A 16,278-nucleotide genomic window follows, 5' to 3' on the forward strand; every position below is an offset into this window, starting at 1 on the left:
CCCGACTCTGGCGATCGATCTGACGACCCGTCAGAGTAGGCACCCCCAGAGGACAAGGGAAGGGGTACGGGCATGGACAGTGAGACGGGCACCGCCGGCGGTGCCGAGACGTACGCGGAGCTGGCGGCGGTCGGGCCGTACGGGATACGCCCCGGCCACGCGCTGATCACGATGGTGGAGCCGCACCCGGGCCACGAGTACGCCTACAACCGCTGGTACGAGGACGACCACTACTACGCCGGCGCGATGGCGATGCCCTGGATGTTCGCGGGCCGCCGCTGGGTCGCCACCCGGGCGCTGCAGGAACTGCGCGGACCGGAGAAGTCCGCGGTTGCCCAGCCCGTCACGGCCGGCTGCTACCTCTCCACGTACTGGGTCACCGAGGGCCGCTACGACGAGCACATGAAGTGGACCGTCGCCATCAACAAGCGCCTCAACCGCGACGCCCGGGTCTACCGCGACCGTACGCACGTCTTCACCTCGTTCCAGGACCACGAGGCGACCGTGTACCGCGACGGGGCGGCGGGACCGCGCGACTTCCACGCCCTCGACCACCCCTACCAGGGCCTGGTCCTCCAGGTCGTCGACACCGAGGGGCCCGAGGCGCGGGCGGAGCTGCTCGAACACCTCGTCGCGCGCGAGCTGCCGAGGCGGCTCGCGGGCTCCCCGGCCGCGATGGTCACGGTCTTCCGCCCGACACCGCTGCCGGGGGACCGGATGACCTATGTGAAGCAGGTCGAGGGGGTCGACACCCGGCTGACCCTGCTGTGGTTCCTGGAGCGCGACCCGCGCGCCTGCTGGGCGGAGCACTTCGCCGACCTGGAGACGGTGGGCGGGGGCGCGGCCCGGGTGGAGCTGGTGGCGCCGTTCATCCCGACGGTGCCGGGGACCGACCGGTACGTGGACGAGCTCCGCTGAGGGCATAGGCCGAGCCCCCTCGGCCAGGACGGCGGACCGGTCGAGAGGGCTCTTTCCTCGGGAACTGCGCGGTGCTCATCCCCGGGCTCAGAGAGCCCCGTTGCTCACTTCGCCGACGAAGGCGTTCCACGACGCCGAGCCGAAAGCGATGGACGGACCCTCGGGGGCCTTGGAGTCCCGGACCGCGATCGCCGCGACGACGGGCGACTTGACTTCGACGCAGGCCCCGTTGCCGCCGGAATAGGAGGACTTCGTCCAGGTGTCCGTAGCGCCCTGAATAATGGCCATGTTCTTCACTCCGGTTCTGCCAGTGGTGTGTCGCGCCAACCTTCGTGCTGGCGTGATCGACGCTACTCGCCGGTCCCGGTGCGTGGGGCCGGCGTTCACCCGACCGGATGGCATATTCCAAGTGGGCTTCCATTGGAGCGAGTCGGCGGTGTACCGTGCCGCCCTCTTCCTCGGGGGGCTCGGCCGAATGGCCGCATTCACCCCCGAATCGGAGAATCGGGATATGCCGGATCAGCCGGCCGCGTAGGACTTGGCGATGTCCGAAATGAACTCCCGGGTCTGCTCGACATTCAGCGCCTGTGCCCGCAGGTGCTCGTACATCACGCTGTACTTGGCGACGTCCTGGGCCTTCTCCAGATACAGGTCGCTCGTGACGCCCTCGATGTAGACGACGCTCGAGTCGGACGTGTCCGGGAACTCCAGGATCGCGTAATGCCCGCTGATCCCCGGGTGCGCCCCCATGTCGAACGGCAGCACCTGCACGGTGACGTGCGGCAGGTGCGACTGCTCGACCAGATGCTCCAACTGCTGGATCATCAGCTGCTTGTTGCCGACCACGCGACGGAGCGCGCCCTCGTCGATGACCGCCCAGAGCCGCAGCGGACGCTCCTCGTCCTTGATCCGGTCCTGGCGGCGGGTGCGGACGGTGACGCGCTTGTCGATGTCCGTCGGCGTCGACTCCGGGAGCGCGCCGCTGATCACGGCCTCCGCGTAGCCATGGGTCTGCAGCAGGCCGGGGATGATCTGCGGCTCGTACACCCGCAGGCTCTCCGCGTCCGTCTCCAGACCGATGTAGACGCTGTACGGGATGTCGCCGAAGGCGTGCCACCAGCCCTGCTGGCGCGAGTCCTTGGCCATTTGCATCAGCGACTCGACGACGCGCTCGTCCTCGACCTCGTACACCCCGCAGAGGTCACGGACATCGCGCTGGCTGATCGACCGGCGGCCGTTCTCCAGGCGGCTGATCTTCGACTGCGACACCAGAAGACGCTCGGCGACCTGCTCGGCCGTCATGTTCTTCTGCTCCCGGAGCCGGCGCAACTCCTGGCCCAAACGGCGTCGCCTGACGGTGGGGTTGACGTTGGACGCCACGGAAACTGCACCTCCGGCTGTCTGCTGCGTAGCTGTGAGTATCTACTGCTTGGCAGACTGCCACCAAAGGTGTGGTGTGCGCTGGGAAATGACCACAACGTGCGCGGGCGCACGTGTGTGTGGTGCGGTCGCGCGTGCGCGTGTGGGGCGGTTGCGCGTGTGTGGCGGTGGTCGTTGTGTGGGGGTGGTCGCGCGTGTGTGGGGCGGTCGATGCGACCGCCCCACACACGACTTGCGGCTCCCGGAACGGGTCAGTGCACGGCGGCGCGGACCATGCTGCCGCGACGCGGCTGCTGGGGAACGCCACCCGTGCTCGGCGCACTACGGCGTGGCTGGGCGGCCACACCGTTCTGGACGTCCATCACGGCATGCGCCACGAGGCCGCCCATGGGGTCGTGCCGGATCAGGTCGCGCAGCCGGGACCGCGACGACCGTCCTTCGTTCCCCGGGTACAGGTGCTTGCCGAGACCGACCGCGTGGGCCAGCGCGGCGAGCGCCGCGGTCCGCGGGTCCGGCGGTACGCCGGTGCGGATCGCACTGTCCAGCCGGGCCCTGATGTCCCGGCTGATGGCTGTCTCCGTCGCCTGGTAGCGAGTCGTCGGCAGCACCCCGCACATCTGGCCCTCCACGGCATGCACCATGCCGCAGCGCTCCAGATGAGCGAGGTAGATCTGGCGCAGCCCCAGTCGGGGCCCGCCGATCCAGTGGACGGCCCGAACCGGGCTGCCGCGTCGGCGCAGCAGCTCCAGTGCGGAGTCCAGTGTCGGATCTCCGGTCGGCCGTGGCATCACCACGGCTATACGATCCCCGTCAGGGGCTATCCGTCCTGCCAGAGCCAGCTCCACTAGCTGTGCTCCGGCCAGGCCGAGGTCGAGCGACTGCGGCTGCGCTGTGGTACCCGTGGCCGGGTCCAGAGCGAGCAGCAGAAGCTCCTCCGGAATTGTTCTGCGGCTCCTGCCCATCCATGCCTCCCCGCGTGGATGAGTCACAGGGTGACCCCTCTCACATTCATCTGTCGAGAGTGCCTGGGTGCTTCGTACGGGAACCAGTAGGTATGTCGTTCTCGTCTAGCACGGGGGCCAAGGGGTTCACACAGGACACTGGTACACGGTTCGGACGTACGCATGACGCATGGAGGAGGCACGGTGGCGGGCGAGTCCCCCGACAAGGCGGAGCAGCAGGAGTCCTCGAAGGAGACGACTCCGGGCGGCGGCGGCCGGGATCCCCGGCTGTCCGTACTCCGCGAGCCCGCGCCGTCGCCGGTCCAGGTCGACCAGCCGACGGCCGTCTTCAAGACCCTCGCACCGAGGACCCCGGAGGACGACGCTCCGGCGGAGGAGCGGGCCGAGCGGGCCGAGCGGGTCGAGCGGGTCGAGGAGCCGGTCGAGGCGCCGGCCGAGGAGGCGTCCGAGGCGGATGCGGCGGAGGGCGGCGACCGCCTGAAGGCGGCGGTGGCCGCCTGGGTCGCCTCCGGCGACGAGGCGCAGGCTTCCGAGCCCTCCGACGAGCCGTCGGTGCCTTCCGAGCCCGTGGAGGCCGCCGAGGCCCCGGCGGACGAGCTGGAGGCCGAGGCCGAGGCCGAGGACGAGCCCGCTCCCGCTGACGCTGACGAGCCTGCGGCGGAGACCGAGCCCGAGGTCGAGGCGGAGACCGAGCCCGAGCCCGAGGCCGAGACCGAGACCGAGACCGAGGTCGACGAGACGGCTCCGGAGGCCGTGGAGGCCTCCGAGGAGGCGTCTGCCGACGCGGCTCCCGCACGGGACTCCGCCGACTCCTGGTTCGCCGCGCGGAAGCCGACCGCGGCGAAGGAGGAGGAGCCGCAGGAGAAGTCGGAGCCCGAGCCGGAGCCGGAGCCGGAGGCCGAGCCGGAGGCCGAGCCGGAGGCCAAGGTCGAGGCCGACGAGCCGAAGCCCGCGCCCGCGCCCGCCGAGCCGGTCGACCAGCCGACCACCGTGTTCAAGGCGGTCCGTCCGCCGGTCGTGGACCAGCCGACGACCGCCCTGAAGCTCCCGCCGACCCCGCCGACTCCGTCGGCCGCGTCCGGGACCGCCCCCGCGCCCGAGCGCCCCAGCACGTTCGTACCGCTGCGGCCCGACACACCGATGACCCCCGGGACGCCGGCGAAGGCGACCCCGACCCAGGGCCAGGCCCCGGCCGCCTCCGCCGCCTCCGCCGCGCCCGCCCCCGTACCCGCGCCGCCCTCGCTCACCGAGGCCGAGCGGACCAGGCAGCAGCCGATGCCGCCGCTGCCCCCGCTCGACCTGCTGGCCGAGCTGACCAACACCCCGCCCCCGGCGCCGACGCCGATGCGCACGACCCTCCGGCGGGTGCGGATCTGGACGCCGCTGGTGGTCCTTCTGCTGATCGTCTTTGCGGTCGTACAGTTCGTGCGGCCGCTTCCGGCGGCCACGCTCTCCCTCACCGCCGCGCCCACGTTCACCTTCGAGGGCGGCGAACTGCAGATGCCGTGGCCCACCGAGGGCCAGGGCGCGGCCGAGGTCGAGGGCGTCGGTTCGCTGGGCACCTACGGCGCGCAGAAGCCGGCCCCGCTCGCGAGCGTGGCGAAGACGATGACGGCGTACGTGATCCTCCGCGACCACCCCATCAAGGGGAAGGAGACCGGCCCCGAGATCACGATCGACAAGAAGGCGGCCGACGAGGCGGGCGCCGAGTTCGAGTCGACGGCGGCGGTCAAGGAAGGCCAGACGTACACGCAGAAGGAGCTGATCCAGCTCCTCATGATCCCGTCCGCGAACAACGTGGCGCGGCTCCTGGGCCGCTGGGACGCCGGTTCCGAGGCCGCGTTCGTCGAGAAGATGAACGCCGCCGCCAAGGACCTCGGGATGACGCAGTCGACGTACACGGACCCGTCCGGTCTGAACGCGACCACGGTCTCCACCCCGCAGGACCAGCTGAAGCTGGCGAAGGCGGTCATGCAGTACGACGTGTTCCGGGAGATCGTGGACATGCCGAACCTGACGGTGGACGGCCTCCCGGGCCGGATCGAGAACAACAACAACATCCTGCTCGAGCCCGGTGTCTCCGGCATCAAGACCGGCTCGTCCACGCCGGCCGGCGGCAACCTGCTCTGGTCCGCGAAGACGGTCGTGGACGGCAAGGAGCGCCGGATCCTCGGCATCGTCATGGGGGCGAAGGACGCGGCCGTGCTGCACGAGAAGCTCCAGCTCTCGATCGACTACAGCCTCAAGCTCATCCAGCAGGCCCAGAAGGACGTGACCTCGGCCGCCGTGATTCGTAAGGGCCAGGTCGTCGGCCACATCGACGACGGTCTCGGCGGCCTCACGCCGGTCGTCGCGGACAAGGAGCTCAAGGCCGTCGGCTGGCCGGGCCTGAAGGTCGACCTGGAGCTGACCGACGGCGGCAAGGTCGTCCCGCACACCGGCAAGAAGGGCGATGTCGTCGGCCAGGTGTCGATCGGCACCGGCGCAGGCAAGGTCAGCTCCCCGGTCTCCCTCCAGACGGACCTCGTCGAGCCCGGCTTCGACAAGAAGCTGACCCGTCTGGGCTGACCTGTCAGGGCGTCCCGGTTTGCCCGGGGCGCCCGACTGTTAGCGTTCCGGAGTCCGAGACATGTGCGAAAGGCCGTTCGGGAGCAGCACGGGAGAGGGACGCGAGTGACCACCGCCGAGCCGACACGCGCCGAAGAGGGCGCGCCGAAGCGCCTGTCCTCGCCCTCCTCGTCCCTGCCGCGAATAGACCTCCCGATAGACCTCCCAACCCCGAGACGGCACACGGAGCAGTCACCGGAGCAGTCACCGGACCGGCGTCCGCGCCGCCGCCGGCGCCGCTACCCGGTCATGATCGCGACGGGTGTCGCGGCACTCACCCACGTCCTGTGGTTCTTCGTGTTCGCGAACAGTGGCGGGGACCTTGCGGCTCAGGACGCCTGGGCCGAGTTCGTCGGCCGGCACCCGGACTCCGCGTACAACCTCGCCTGGTACGGGGGGATGCACCCGGTCTCGTACAGCGTCGTCTCGCCGTACGTGATGTCGGTGCTCGGCGTCCGTACGACGATGATGATCGCGGGCACGCTGTCGGCGGGTCTGACGGCGCTGATCCTGGTGCGGGTACGGGCGGTGCGCAATCCGCTGGCGTGCTCGCTGGCGGGGGTCTTCGCGTTCCTGTGCAACGCGCTGTCCGGGCGGGTGACCTTCGGGCTCGGCATGATGTTCGCGCTGGGCGCGGTCGCGGCGGTCTTCTGCTGGCCGCACCGTTGGCGGCGCAAGCGCTGGGCGAAGGCGGCGGTCGCCGCACCGCTCGCGGGCATCGCGACCGCGTGCAGCCCGGTCGCCGGGCTGTTCCTCGGGGTCGCGGCGGCGGCCCTCTTCCTCAACCGGCGCCGGCCGGGCGCGTACGCCCTCGGCCTCGCCCCGGTCCTGGTGGTGGCCCTCTCCTCCTGGCTGTTCCCGTTCTCCGGTACGCAGCCGATGTCGTGGGCGTCGACGGCGCTGCCGTTCCTCTTCGGGGTGCTCTGCTTCGCGCTCGTACCGCGCGCGTGGCGCACGGTACGGACGGGCGCGGCGGTGTACGCGGCGGGAACGCTGCTGACCTGGCTGATCGACTCGCAGATCGGCTCGAACGTCTCGCGCCTGGTGATGCTCTTCGCGGGCGTCGTCCTGCTGGCCGCCCTCCCGTACACACTCCCGCGTTCCCGCAAGTGGTACGCGATCGTCCTGGCCTTCGTCGGCCTGAACTTCTGGATCGGCTTCAAGGGCGTCGACGACGTCATCCGTACGGCCCCGGACGCGTCGTGGGCGCGGGAGGTCGCGCCGCTGATCAACCAGCTGCAGGTGCGCGGGGCGGAGCGGGCGCGGGTCGAGGTCGTGCCGGCGTCGAGCCACCGCGAGTCCTCGGCGCTCAGCCCGTACATCAACCTGGCGCGCGGCTGGAACCGCCAGGCGGACATGGAGCGCAACCCGCTCTTCTACGACGACACCCTGAACGCCACGAACTACCAGGACTGGCTGGACCGCTGGGCGGTGCACTACGTGGTGCTGCCGACAGGGGCGCCGGACTCGGGCGCCGAACTGGAGGCGAAGCTCGTCGGGAACGGCCTGCCGTACCTGAAGCAGGTCTGGTCGGACGCCAACTGGCGGCTGTACGAAGTCGACAACCCGACCCCGCTGGCGGACCCGCCGGCGAAGGTGCGCAGGGCGGGCGCGAACGAGGTCGTGATCGAGGTCGACACCCCGGGCCGGGTCCTGATCCGCGTCCCGTACTCGCCGTGGCTGGCGCTCATCGACGAGAACGGCGGCAAGATCGAGCCGCCGGAGGAGACGGAGGCGTCGAAGCAGGCCCGGGAGGAGTCGCCGGAGGATCTGGAGAAGGTCTTCCGCAACGAGTCGGGCTGCCTGCTGAGGACGGAGGCGGACGCGGACGGCGACGAGTGGACGGAGCTCGTGGCCCCGAAGGCGGGCGTGTACCGGCTGTCGGCTCCGTACAAGTTCTTCCCGAGGGGCACGGCGTGCCCGGAGGAACTCCGCTGATTCCTTTCCCCCTGCTCGTAGGCCGTTGGGGTGGGCCCGTGGGCCACCCGATGGTTTCTCACGAGTATCCGGCTGCTCGCTCCCTCGGGCCCGGGAACGCTCACAGCGCATTCCCATCCCCGACGAGCGAACGGAAGGACCCCACGTGCGAGGCATATCCAACGAGCCGCCGGACCGGCGGCGCAGCCGCAGCCGGCGGAGCCGCTTCGGTTTCACGACGCTGGTGGCGGCCGCCGGTCTGGTCATGGCCACGCTGCCCGCGACAGCAGCCAACAACGGGACGATCTGGACGACACTCGCCGACATGCCCACGGCCCGCTACGGCCCGGCCTCGGCGACGGCGGCCTGTCCTCCCGCGCAGGGCGGCAACTGCGTCTACACGGTCGGCGGCACGAACGGCACCAGGGCCACGGGCGCGGCCGAGTCGTACAACCGCCTCTCCGGAGCCTGGTCGACACTGCCGCCCATGCCCACGCCCCGGAGCCAGCTGGGCGCGGCGACCGCACCCTGCCCGAAGGGGCAGCAAGGGTACTGCGTGTACGCGGTCGGCGGCGTCGGCGGCGCCGGGGGCCTGACGAAGGTGGAGTCGTACAACCCGGCCACCAACGCGTGGAGCACGGTCGCCGCCCTGAGCGTCGCCCGGTACAACACGGCGGCGACGGCCGCGCCCTGCCCGGCGGGCCAGACCGGTACCTGCGTCTACGCGGTGGGCGGTACGACGAGCGGCGGCAACACGGCCTCCGTGGAGTCGTACAACCCGGTGACCAACGCCTGGAGCCCGGTGGCCTCGCTCCCGCTCGCGCGGGGCGGCCTGGGTGCCGCCGCGTCGACCTGCCCGCGCGGACAGACCGGCACCTGCGTCTACGCCGTGGGCGGCAACGCCGGCGGGCCTGTCGGGACGGTGGAGTCGTACAACCCGGCCACCAACGTCTGGACGCCCGTGGCGGCCCTCCCCACGCCCCGCTTCACGCTGGCCACGGTGGCGGCGCCCTGCCCGCCGGGACAGACCGGCACCTGCGTCTACGCGGTGGGCGGCCTGAACGGCGGCCTCACGGGCAAGGTCGAGTCGTACCAGCCGTCGTCCAACACCTGGACGACGCTGCCCTCGCTGCCCACCCCCCGCTCCTTCCTCGCGGCCGCGGCCACGCACTGCCCGCCGGGCATCACGGGAGCCTGCGTCTACGTCTCGGGCGGCTCCGCGAGCAGCGGCCCCTCGTCCGCCCTCGAAGCCCTGGACCCCCCGACCCTCAAGTGACTCGACGGCCGACGGCCCCCGTCTCCTTCGGAGCGGGGGCCGTCGGCCGTGGAGGGCCCGAGGGGGGCCCGAGACTCACCCGTGACCTGCGGAAAGATCCACGACGGGGTTACCGCGGGTTCCGTCGCCACGCGCACAGGATCGTCACCGAACCGACATACCGAGCGGTCGGAAACCCCTTACGTGAGAGCGATACCCATGAGTAACGTACGCGGACCACCAGCGCCACCCGCCCGTTCCCCGGGGCGGCAAGGAGCGAGACCGATGTCGTACCACCAGCCATTCCCCGGCCCACCACCCGTACCGCAGCACCGGAATGCCGGGCGGCACCGCCAAGAGACGGCGGCGCAGTCCTGGGGCACCGATCCACAGGCGGCTGCCTGGGGCGCGTCCCCGCAGGCGTGGGACTCCGCGCCGCAGAGCTGGGACTCCGCGCAGCAGCCCTGGGACGCGTCCCCGCAGCAACAGCAACAGCAACAGCCGCCCGCCGCGACCGACGATCGTGGCGATCTGGACCGGCTCGGATCGGCCTACCGCAGGCTCCGCCGCGTCGCCACGTTCACCGCGCTCGGCTACTTCGTCATCTTCCTCTTCCTGTCCGGCTACGCCCCCTCGCTGATGACCGACACCCTCACCGGTGGTCTCACCACGGGGCTGGTCCTGGGGCTCCTCCAGCTGCCCGTGGCGCTGGCCGCGATCGCGCTGTACGAGCGGATCGCGCGGAAGCGCGTCGACCCGCTCGCCGCGGCGATCCGCGAGCGCGCCGAGCAGGCGGCCGCGGCAGCGGCGCCTCGGCCGGAACGCCCGAGCCGCCCCGGACGTCCCGTGTGGCAGCAGCCCTCCGGAGGTGCGCGCGCATGACCAGCTTCAGCTCCGGGGCCCAGACCATGTCGCTGATGGCGTTCATCGCGGTCATCACCGTCACGCTGCTGCTGTGCGTGATGACCGGCCCCGACCGTGACGACCTGGGCGAGTTCTACACCGGCTACCGCTCGCTCTCCCCCGTGCAGAGCGGCCTCGCGATCGCCGGCGACTACATCTCCGCCGGCACCGTGCTCGGCACCATCGGCATCATCGCGCTCGTCGGCTACGACGGCATCACGCTCGCCCTGAGCACCGTGCTCTCGCTGGTCCTGATGATGTTCCTGCTCGCCGAACCCCTGCGTAACGCCGGCCGGTTCACGATCGGCGACGTCTTCACCCGGCGTCTCCCCGGCCCCGCCGTGCGGATCACCACGGCCGCGGTCACCCTGACCGCGCTGCTGCCGCTGGTGATCTTCCAGCTCGCGGGCGCCGGCGACCTCCTCTCCGTCGTCCTCGGCTTCGACTCCGACGGCTTCAAGACCGGCGCGATCGTGTTCCTGGGCCTGCTGATGATCGCGTACGCGGCGATCGGCGGCATGAAGGGCACCGCCTTCATCCAGATCGTCAAGACCGTCGCCCTGCTCGGCGCTTCCCTCGCGATCGCCGTGCTCATCCTCAACCGCTTCGACTTCAGCCTGCCCTCCCTGCTGGACGCCGCCAAGCGCGGCAGCGGGGCGGGAGACGCCTATCTCGCCTCCGGTCTGCAGTTCGGCGGCAACGAACTCGACATGATCAGCACTCAGTTGACAGTCGTGCTCGGTGCCGCGGTGCTGCCGCAGATCACCATGCGCATGTTCACCGCGCGCAGCGCGGCAGCCGTGCGGCGCTCGATGTCCTGGGCCGTGTCGACCGTCGTCGTGACCTGTCTGCTGATCGCCGTCATCGGCTTCGGCGCGGCGGCGATCGTCGGCCACCAGGGGATCGTCGCCGGCGACCCGCAGGGCAAGACGGCGTTCCTCATGGTCAGCCAGGCCGTCATGGGCACGGACCAGACGACGGTCGAGACACTGCTGTTCACGGCCGTGGCGACCGCCATCTTCCTCACCCTGCTGGCCTCGGTCGCCGGGATCACCCTCGCCTGCGCCAACACCCTGGCGCACGACCTCATCACGCACGGGCTGCGCCGCAAGGCGCGACTGAAGGGCTCGGCGGAGATGGCCATCGCCCGGACCGCCGCGGCGGGCGTCGGGCTCGTGGCGATCGCGATCGCCGCCGGCGCACGGCACCTGAACCTTCAGGCACTGCTCACCCTGTCGTTCTGCATCGGCGCGTCCGCGGTCGCACCGGCCCTCATCTACAGCCTCTTCTGGCGCCGCTACTCCCGTACGGGACTGCTCTGCACCCTCATCGTGGGCAGCGCCTCCGCGTTCCTCCTCATGACCGGCAGCAACCTGGTGTCCGGATCACCCCAGGCGATCTTCCCGGACCAGGACTTCAACTGGTTCCCGTTCACCACGTCGGGCATCCTCTCGGCCCCGCTGGGCTTCCTCGCGGGCTGGCTCGGCACGGTGCTCAACGAACGCGACCCGGCCGACCAGCGCACGCGGTACGAAGCCGTCGAAGAAGCGATCCTGGCCGGCACCCCCGCAGCGAACAACACCTCCACGCCCTGACGCACATGCGAAGGGCACCTGGCAACGCAGCTAGGTGCCCTTTCGCATGTACCCCGGCAGGATTCGAACCTGCGACACCCGCTTTAGGGCGTCGATCTACGTGCCGTCCGGCGGACTCCAACTGCACGTGCAGTTGGGGCTGTCCACGCCCGTTGATGTCAGCGCTGGATGTCAGCGAAACAGCTCAGGCATCGGACAGATCTCCAACGGTTCGTCCGGTCGATCGGCCCAGTGCCACCACACATGGCGGCCGGCGCACTCCCACAGCAGACGGCACGTCCGCTTGCCATCGTCCTCCCGCCCACAGAGCACGAATCCGCCGAACGCCATGGGCCCGCTGCACTCGGGACAGGTAGGAGGTGCGCTGCTCATGCCGCGAACCGTAACGGAGCGAGCCCGTCAGGGCGTAGGCCTGACATTCGAACGTGGCGATGGCGAGGCCTGCGAGCGCGATCCAGCGTCCGTGCTGCGGTCACAGTCCTGACGGCTAGAACTACCTGGTAGGGCGGCAAGCCAGGCTCGCGAGGCGCCCCGGCCTTGGAGCTGCTGTGGTTCACAGGCCAAACCCGAACCAGGCGCCTCGCTACGACGTGACCGAGCGCCCCATCCTGACCGTGGACGAGGTGGACGGGGTGGACGGGGTGGACGGGGTGGCCGAGGTGGACGAGGTGGACGCGGTGGCCGACGCCATCCAGCCGCGCTACCGACTCCTGGTCCTCCTCTCGGCCTTCACCACGCTCCGGTTCGGCGAGCTGGCCTCGCTGCGTCGCCGGACCTCGACCTGTCCGCCGCCGGCGTCCGGCCGGTCGCCTTCCCTGCCGAACTCGTCTCAGATCTCGCGCACCACCTGGAGCACTTCTCCGGTACCGGGCAGGACGCCCACGTGTTCCAGGGACCGCGCGGAGGCCTCCTGCGGCGGAGCAACTTCCGGGATGACTGGACTACTGCCCGCCCAAGGCCGGCGTCCCCGAGAGCGTGCACTTTCACGACCTCCGCCACACCGGGAACACCCTGGCGTCCAGTGCCCGGGCCAGTACGCGGGAGCTCATGACGCGGATGGGGCACAGCACGACCAGGGCCGCGGATCTATCAGCACATGACGAGCGACCGTGATCAGCACATCGCGGGGAAGCTCGGGGAGATGATCCGCCAGGCACGGGAGGGAGTCGATTCGCCGCCTTCTGGCACGTAGGTGGCACGGCCGTGATCATGGCGAAGGGCCAGCATCGGGGGAGTGTTCCCCTGAGCTGGCCCTTCTTGGTGTGCCCCCGGCAGGATTCGAACCTGCGACACCCGCTTTAGGAGAGCGGTGCTCTATCCCCTGAGCTACGAAGGCGTGCACGGGTCGGCGTTCCTGTTCGGGCCTGGGGCCCTGGAGGTCGGCTGACCGCTGACAGCCTAGCGGATGGGGTTGGGGAGGTCGCCACCATTGATCGTGGAGTGCGGGGGCCGCGGGTGTTTGACGGGCTCGGGAGGGCGGGCATAGCGTCGGGCGGGGACTGAGCGAGTGCTTAGAGAGGGGCGACCGTGGGTCAGCTCGACGAAGGCGACTCGGTCGCCGCCCGGCTGGCCGCGCCCGGGGGGCCCTTCGCCGTCGAGGACGGTGTGTATGTGGAGGGGCCGCGCACGCTGCGCGAGTTCGTCGAGGCCACCTGGGCGTACGGGGACCGGCCGTTCCTGGTCTCCGAGGACGGGGTGCTGAGCTACCGCGCGTTCTTCGACGCCGCCTGCGGTCTCGCCCGCACCCTCGTCGACCAGTACGGGCTGCGCCCCGGTGACCGGGCCGTCGTCGCCATGCGCAACCACCCCGAGTGGCAGATCGCCTTCTGGGCCGCCCAGCTCGCCGGCCTCGTCGCCGTACCCCTCAACGCCTGGTGGACCGAGGAGGAGTGCGCGTACGCCCTCGACGACTGCACGCCCCGCGTCCTCCTTGTCGACGGGGAGCGGTTGGAGCGGGTGCGGGGGTGGGCTGTGCGGAACCGCGTGCCCGGGATCGTCTTTCACGGGGAGGCCACGGACGGGTTCCAGGCGTACGTGCGCGACACCGACTCGCTGCTCGGGCCGCCGCCCGTCGACGTCCTGCCCGAGCACGACGCCACGCTCATCTACACCTCCGGCACCACCGGCCGTCCCAAGGGCGCCGTCGCCACCCACCTCGCGCAGGCCGGGGCCGCGATGAACCCGCGGTACTTCGCCGCCGCCTCCGCCCTCGGGCGCGGCACCGTGCCCGGGCACGGGCCCGCTCCGGTCTCGCTCACCACGTTCCCGTTCTTCCACGTTGCCGCCTTCACGTCCTTCTACTCCGTCATGGCCGTCGGCGGGACCCTCGTGCTGATGCGGAAGTGGGACGCCGAGGAGGCGCTTGAGCTGATTCGGCGCCATCGCGTCACCCATTACTCCGGGGTGCCCACCACCGCCCTCCAGCTGCTCGACCTCGCCGAGCGGACCGGTGATCCGCTGGAGAGCCTCACGATGTTCAACACCGGTGGCGCCGCCGCGCCGCCGGAGCTCGTAGCCCGGCTGACGGCCGCGTACGGCGAGCGCATCGAGCCCCGCAACGGTTACGGGCTCACCGAGACCTGCGGCGGCGTCTTCGCGACGTTCGGCGCCGAGTACCGCGCCCATCCGCTCGGCCTCGGCCGGCCGAGCCCCGCCACCGAGGTCCGTGTCGACCGGCCCGACGCCGAGGGGGTGGGGGAGCTGCTGCTGCGCGGCCAGTCCCTGGTCCGCGGCTACTGGGGCGACGAGGCCGCCACCCGGGCCGCCTTCACCGGGGACGGCTGGTTCCGCACCGGCGACCTCGTCCGGCTCCACGACGGGCGCGTCACGGTCGTCGACCGGCTCAAGGACATGGTGATCAGGGGCGGCGAGAACGTGTACTGCGTCGAGGTCGAGGCCGTGCTCCACGAACACCCCGACGTCCTCGACGCCGCCGTGCTCGGTGTGCCGCACCCGACCCTCGGGGAGGAGGTCGCCGCCGTCGTGCGCCTGAGGGAGGGCGCGGGCGTCGGCGCCGAGGTGCTCAGGGCGTACGTCGGAGGGCGGCTCGCCGCCTTCAAGGTGCCCGCCCACGTCCACGTGCGCCACACCGAGCTGCCCCGGAACGCCACCGGGAAGGTGCTCAAGCGGGAGTTGAGGGACGAGCTGGCGGTGAGGTGAGCTGAGGTGAGGGCGAGCTTGCGGGGGCGGCGACCTGAGGTCGGCTTCGTCAGGCGCGCGTGATCCTTACGCGGTACGTGCCTCCCGCCTCCTCGCCGAGCACCGAGATCCGGATGCCGTTCGTCCGGTCGGTGAACGTCTCTCCCGGCCGGTACGGCGCGTCCGACAGCTCCGCGTGGACGTTCGGGCGGCGCGTGCAGCCGCCGCTCTCCCTGTCGCTGTCGGAGACCGTCACCGGTCCGTGGCCGGTGTCGACGTCCGACTCGACCCGGTAGATCAGGACGCCCTCCTCGCAGACCGCCTCGTCGTTCCCCTCCCGGGTGCGGACCTCGACCGCGTACCCCGACTTCTCGGAGAGCGGTACGAACGCGAGCTTCGGGCCGCCGGCCGTCGCCAGCGGGGTCAGCGCGTAGTCGTGAGCCCCGGGCAGCGCCGCGCAGCGGACCTGGCCGTTGTCCAGCCAGCCCAGCTTCCACTTGTGCCAGCCCAGCAGGTCGTTGTTGGCCCCCCAGTCCTCGGACATGATGTCCCAGTGCCCGACGGTGCCCCCGCCGTCCACGGTGTAGAGGTCGGGCAGGCCGAAGACATGGCCGTTCTCGTGCGGCAGCACGCGGTAACCGGTCTCGTCGTACGTCCCCGAGCCGTCGTCCTGGCGGCTGTAGACGAACGAGGTGTTGGAGAGCGGGACGCCGTCGGCGTACGGCGCCTCGTCGTTCCCGGAGAAGGTGACGGACAGGACCGTGTCCAGGGCCGAGGGCCCGGCGTTCGGCGTGACCAGGATGTTGACCAGGTCGTACGCGCTGAAGTCCACCTTCGGGTCCGCGGTCTTCACGATGTCCTCGACGAGCCCGCGGTAGCCCGGTTCGTACGGTGAGCCGCGCTCTATCCCGTACGAGGAGAACGGCCGCGGCATCCGCAGCCACTCGGGTATCGGGGCCTCCGGTTGGTAGTGCAGGCGCCCGTACGAGCTGGTGCTGAACCACTCGGCGGTCTTCGGGAAGAACTCGTCGTACCGTTCGAGGGCCGTGCCCTCGCCCTCCGCGTCGGGGAAGTCGACCATCAGGTTGAGGGCCCTGACCCGGCCCGTGGAGCGGGCGTAACCGGGGGCCGTGGGCATCCCCTCCGACATCTGCACACCCATCGTCGTCGCGATCCTGCACGGCCCGAGCGCCGTGACGTCCCCGGGCGCGGAGGCCACCGGTCCCGCCGAGGCGGGGGCTGGTCCGGGCAGCGTGGTGCTGGCCGAGGCGAGGGCGGCGAGCGTGAGGGACGCTGCCGCCGCGAGGACGACGGGTCTGCGTATGCGCCGGCGGGTCTGCTGCATGCGGTCGCCTCTCGGGTCGGCGTCTGATCAGCGCTGCTGTTCGACAGCCTGTGTCGAGAGCTCCGGGGGCGCGCGTCGGGTGGCCCGATCGTGGGTACGCGCGGCAGGGACGAGAGGTGTGATGCAGGTCACATTCATGGCTGGAAATAACCGGGGACTCCCTCCCCGTTTACGCCTGTGTTCGAAGAAGTGGGGACTCGTTCCCCGGATCGCAACTCGCAGGGCCGAGGATCCGAGAGTCCGGATCCAAAAGGTTCG

Annotated in this window: 11 protein-coding genes and 1 tRNA gene; 7 read left to right on the forward strand and 5 right to left on the reverse strand. The window is 70.9% G+C overall.

What is annotated here, in order from left to right; genetic code table 11:
* The first annotated feature begins 72 nt into the window (after positions 1 to 72).
* Complete coding sequence (locus tag ACF09C_RS36510) at positions 73 to 918, forward strand: hypothetical protein (RefSeq protein WP_392097881.1); 846 nt, start codon at positions 73 to 75, stop codon at positions 916 to 918.
* A gap of 87 nt (positions 919 to 1,005) precedes the next feature.
* Here the strand turns inward: ACF09C_RS36510 and ACF09C_RS36515 are convergent, their stop codons facing one another.
* From ACF09C_RS36515 to ACF09C_RS36525, 3 genes are all read right to left on the reverse strand, one after another.
* The gene (locus ACF09C_RS36515; RefSeq protein WP_137988782.1) at positions 1,006 to 1,206 is read right to left on the reverse strand and encodes a DUF397 domain-containing protein; all 201 of its coding nucleotides are present in this window, start codon (positions 1,204 to 1,206) and stop codon (positions 1,006 to 1,008) included.
* 231 nt (positions 1,207 to 1,437) lie between these two features.
* Positions 1,438 to 2,298, reverse strand: coding sequence for a helix-turn-helix transcriptional regulator (locus ACF09C_RS36520; RefSeq protein ID WP_362013063.1), 861 nt, complete (start codon positions 2,296 to 2,298; stop codon positions 1,438 to 1,440).
* A gap of 251 nt (positions 2,299 to 2,549) precedes the next feature.
* Positions 2,550 to 3,260, reverse strand: coding sequence for a GPP34 family phosphoprotein (locus tag ACF09C_RS36525; protein ID WP_392097883.1), 711 nt, complete (start codon positions 3,258 to 3,260; stop codon positions 2,550 to 2,552).
* A gap of 162 nt (positions 3,261 to 3,422) precedes the next feature.
* On the opposite strand from ACF09C_RS36525, the gene ACF09C_RS36530 reads away from it, so the two are divergent.
* The 5 genes from ACF09C_RS36530 (at position 3,423) to ACF09C_RS36550 (ending at position 11,537) form a co-directional block, all read left to right on the forward strand.
* Positions 3,423 to 5,828 (forward strand): D-alanyl-D-alanine carboxypeptidase family protein, encoded by a 2,406-nt coding sequence (locus ACF09C_RS36530; RefSeq protein WP_392097885.1) that lies wholly within the window; start codon positions 3,423 to 3,425, stop codon positions 5,826 to 5,828.
* 105 nt (positions 5,829 to 5,933) lie between these two features.
* Entirely contained in the window at positions 5,934 to 7,805 is a 1,872-nt protein-coding gene (locus tag ACF09C_RS36535) for an MFS transporter (protein ID WP_392097887.1), read from the forward strand.
* 145 nt (positions 7,806 to 7,950) lie between these two features.
* The gene (locus tag ACF09C_RS36540; RefSeq protein WP_392097889.1) at positions 7,951 to 9,060 is read left to right on the forward strand and encodes a Kelch repeat-containing protein; all 1,110 of its coding nucleotides are present in this window, start codon (positions 7,951 to 7,953) and stop codon (positions 9,058 to 9,060) included.
* A 264-nt stretch (positions 9,061 to 9,324) separates the two neighbouring features.
* On the forward strand, positions 9,325 to 9,921 hold the full coding sequence (locus ACF09C_RS36545; RefSeq protein WP_392097891.1) for a DUF485 domain-containing protein: 597 nt from the start codon (positions 9,325 to 9,327) through the stop codon (positions 9,919 to 9,921).
* Positions 9,918 to 11,537, forward strand: coding sequence for a cation acetate symporter (locus ACF09C_RS36550; RefSeq protein WP_392097893.1), 1,620 nt, complete (start codon positions 9,918 to 9,920; stop codon positions 11,535 to 11,537). The genes ACF09C_RS36545 and ACF09C_RS36550 overlap by 4 nt, the downstream gene beginning before the upstream one ends.
* Before the next feature lie 1,263 nt (positions 11,538 to 12,800).
* Here ACF09C_RS36550 and ACF09C_RS36555 read toward each other — a convergent pair.
* Positions 12,801 to 12,873: transfer RNA gene (locus ACF09C_RS36555), tRNA-Arg, on the reverse strand.
* 191 nt (positions 12,874 to 13,064) lie between these two features.
* On the opposite strand from ACF09C_RS36555, the gene ACF09C_RS36560 reads away from it, so the two are divergent.
* On the forward strand, positions 13,065 to 14,696 hold the full coding sequence (locus ACF09C_RS36560) for a class I adenylate-forming enzyme family protein (protein WP_392097894.1): 1,632 nt from the start codon (positions 13,065 to 13,067) through the stop codon (positions 14,694 to 14,696).
* Between the two features lie 49 nt (positions 14,697 to 14,745).
* Here the strand turns inward: ACF09C_RS36560 and ACF09C_RS36565 are convergent, their stop codons facing one another.
* On the reverse strand, positions 14,746 to 16,020 hold the full coding sequence (locus ACF09C_RS36565) for a M6 family metalloprotease domain-containing protein (protein WP_392097895.1): 1,275 nt from the start codon (positions 16,018 to 16,020) through the stop codon (positions 14,746 to 14,748).
* Positions 16,021 to 16,278: the final 258 nt, after the last annotated feature.

The sequence above is a fragment of the Streptomyces sp. NPDC014870 genome (assembly GCF_043081505.1).
GTDB lineage: Bacteria > Actinomycetota > Actinomycetes > Streptomycetales > Streptomycetaceae > Streptomyces.

Excerpts from the sequence above, each read along its gene's own strand:
- ACF09C_RS36510 (WP_392097881.1), top strand. The coding sequence starts at position 73 with ATGGACAGTGAGACGGGCACCGCCGGCGGTGCCGAGACGTACGCGGAG.
- ACF09C_RS36515 (WP_137988782.1), bottom strand. The coding sequence starts at position 1,206 with ATGGCCATTATTCAGGGCGCTACGGACACCTGGACGAAGTCCTCCTAT.
- ACF09C_RS36525 (WP_392097883.1), bottom strand. The coding sequence starts at position 3,260 with ATGGGCAGGAGCCGCAGAACAATTCCGGAGGAGCTTCTGCTGCTCGCT.
- ACF09C_RS36530 (WP_392097885.1), top strand. The coding sequence starts at position 3,423 with ATGACGCATGGAGGAGGCACGGTGGCGGGCGAGTCCCCCGACAAGGCG.
- ACF09C_RS36545 (WP_392097891.1), top strand. The coding sequence starts at position 9,325 with ATGTCGTACCACCAGCCATTCCCCGGCCCACCACCCGTACCGCAGCAC.
- ACF09C_RS36550 (WP_392097893.1), top strand. The coding sequence starts at position 9,918 with ATGACCAGCTTCAGCTCCGGGGCCCAGACCATGTCGCTGATGGCGTTC.
- ACF09C_RS36565 (WP_392097895.1), bottom strand. The coding sequence starts at position 16,020 with ATGCAGCAGACCCGCCGGCGCATACGCAGACCCGTCGTCCTCGCGGCG.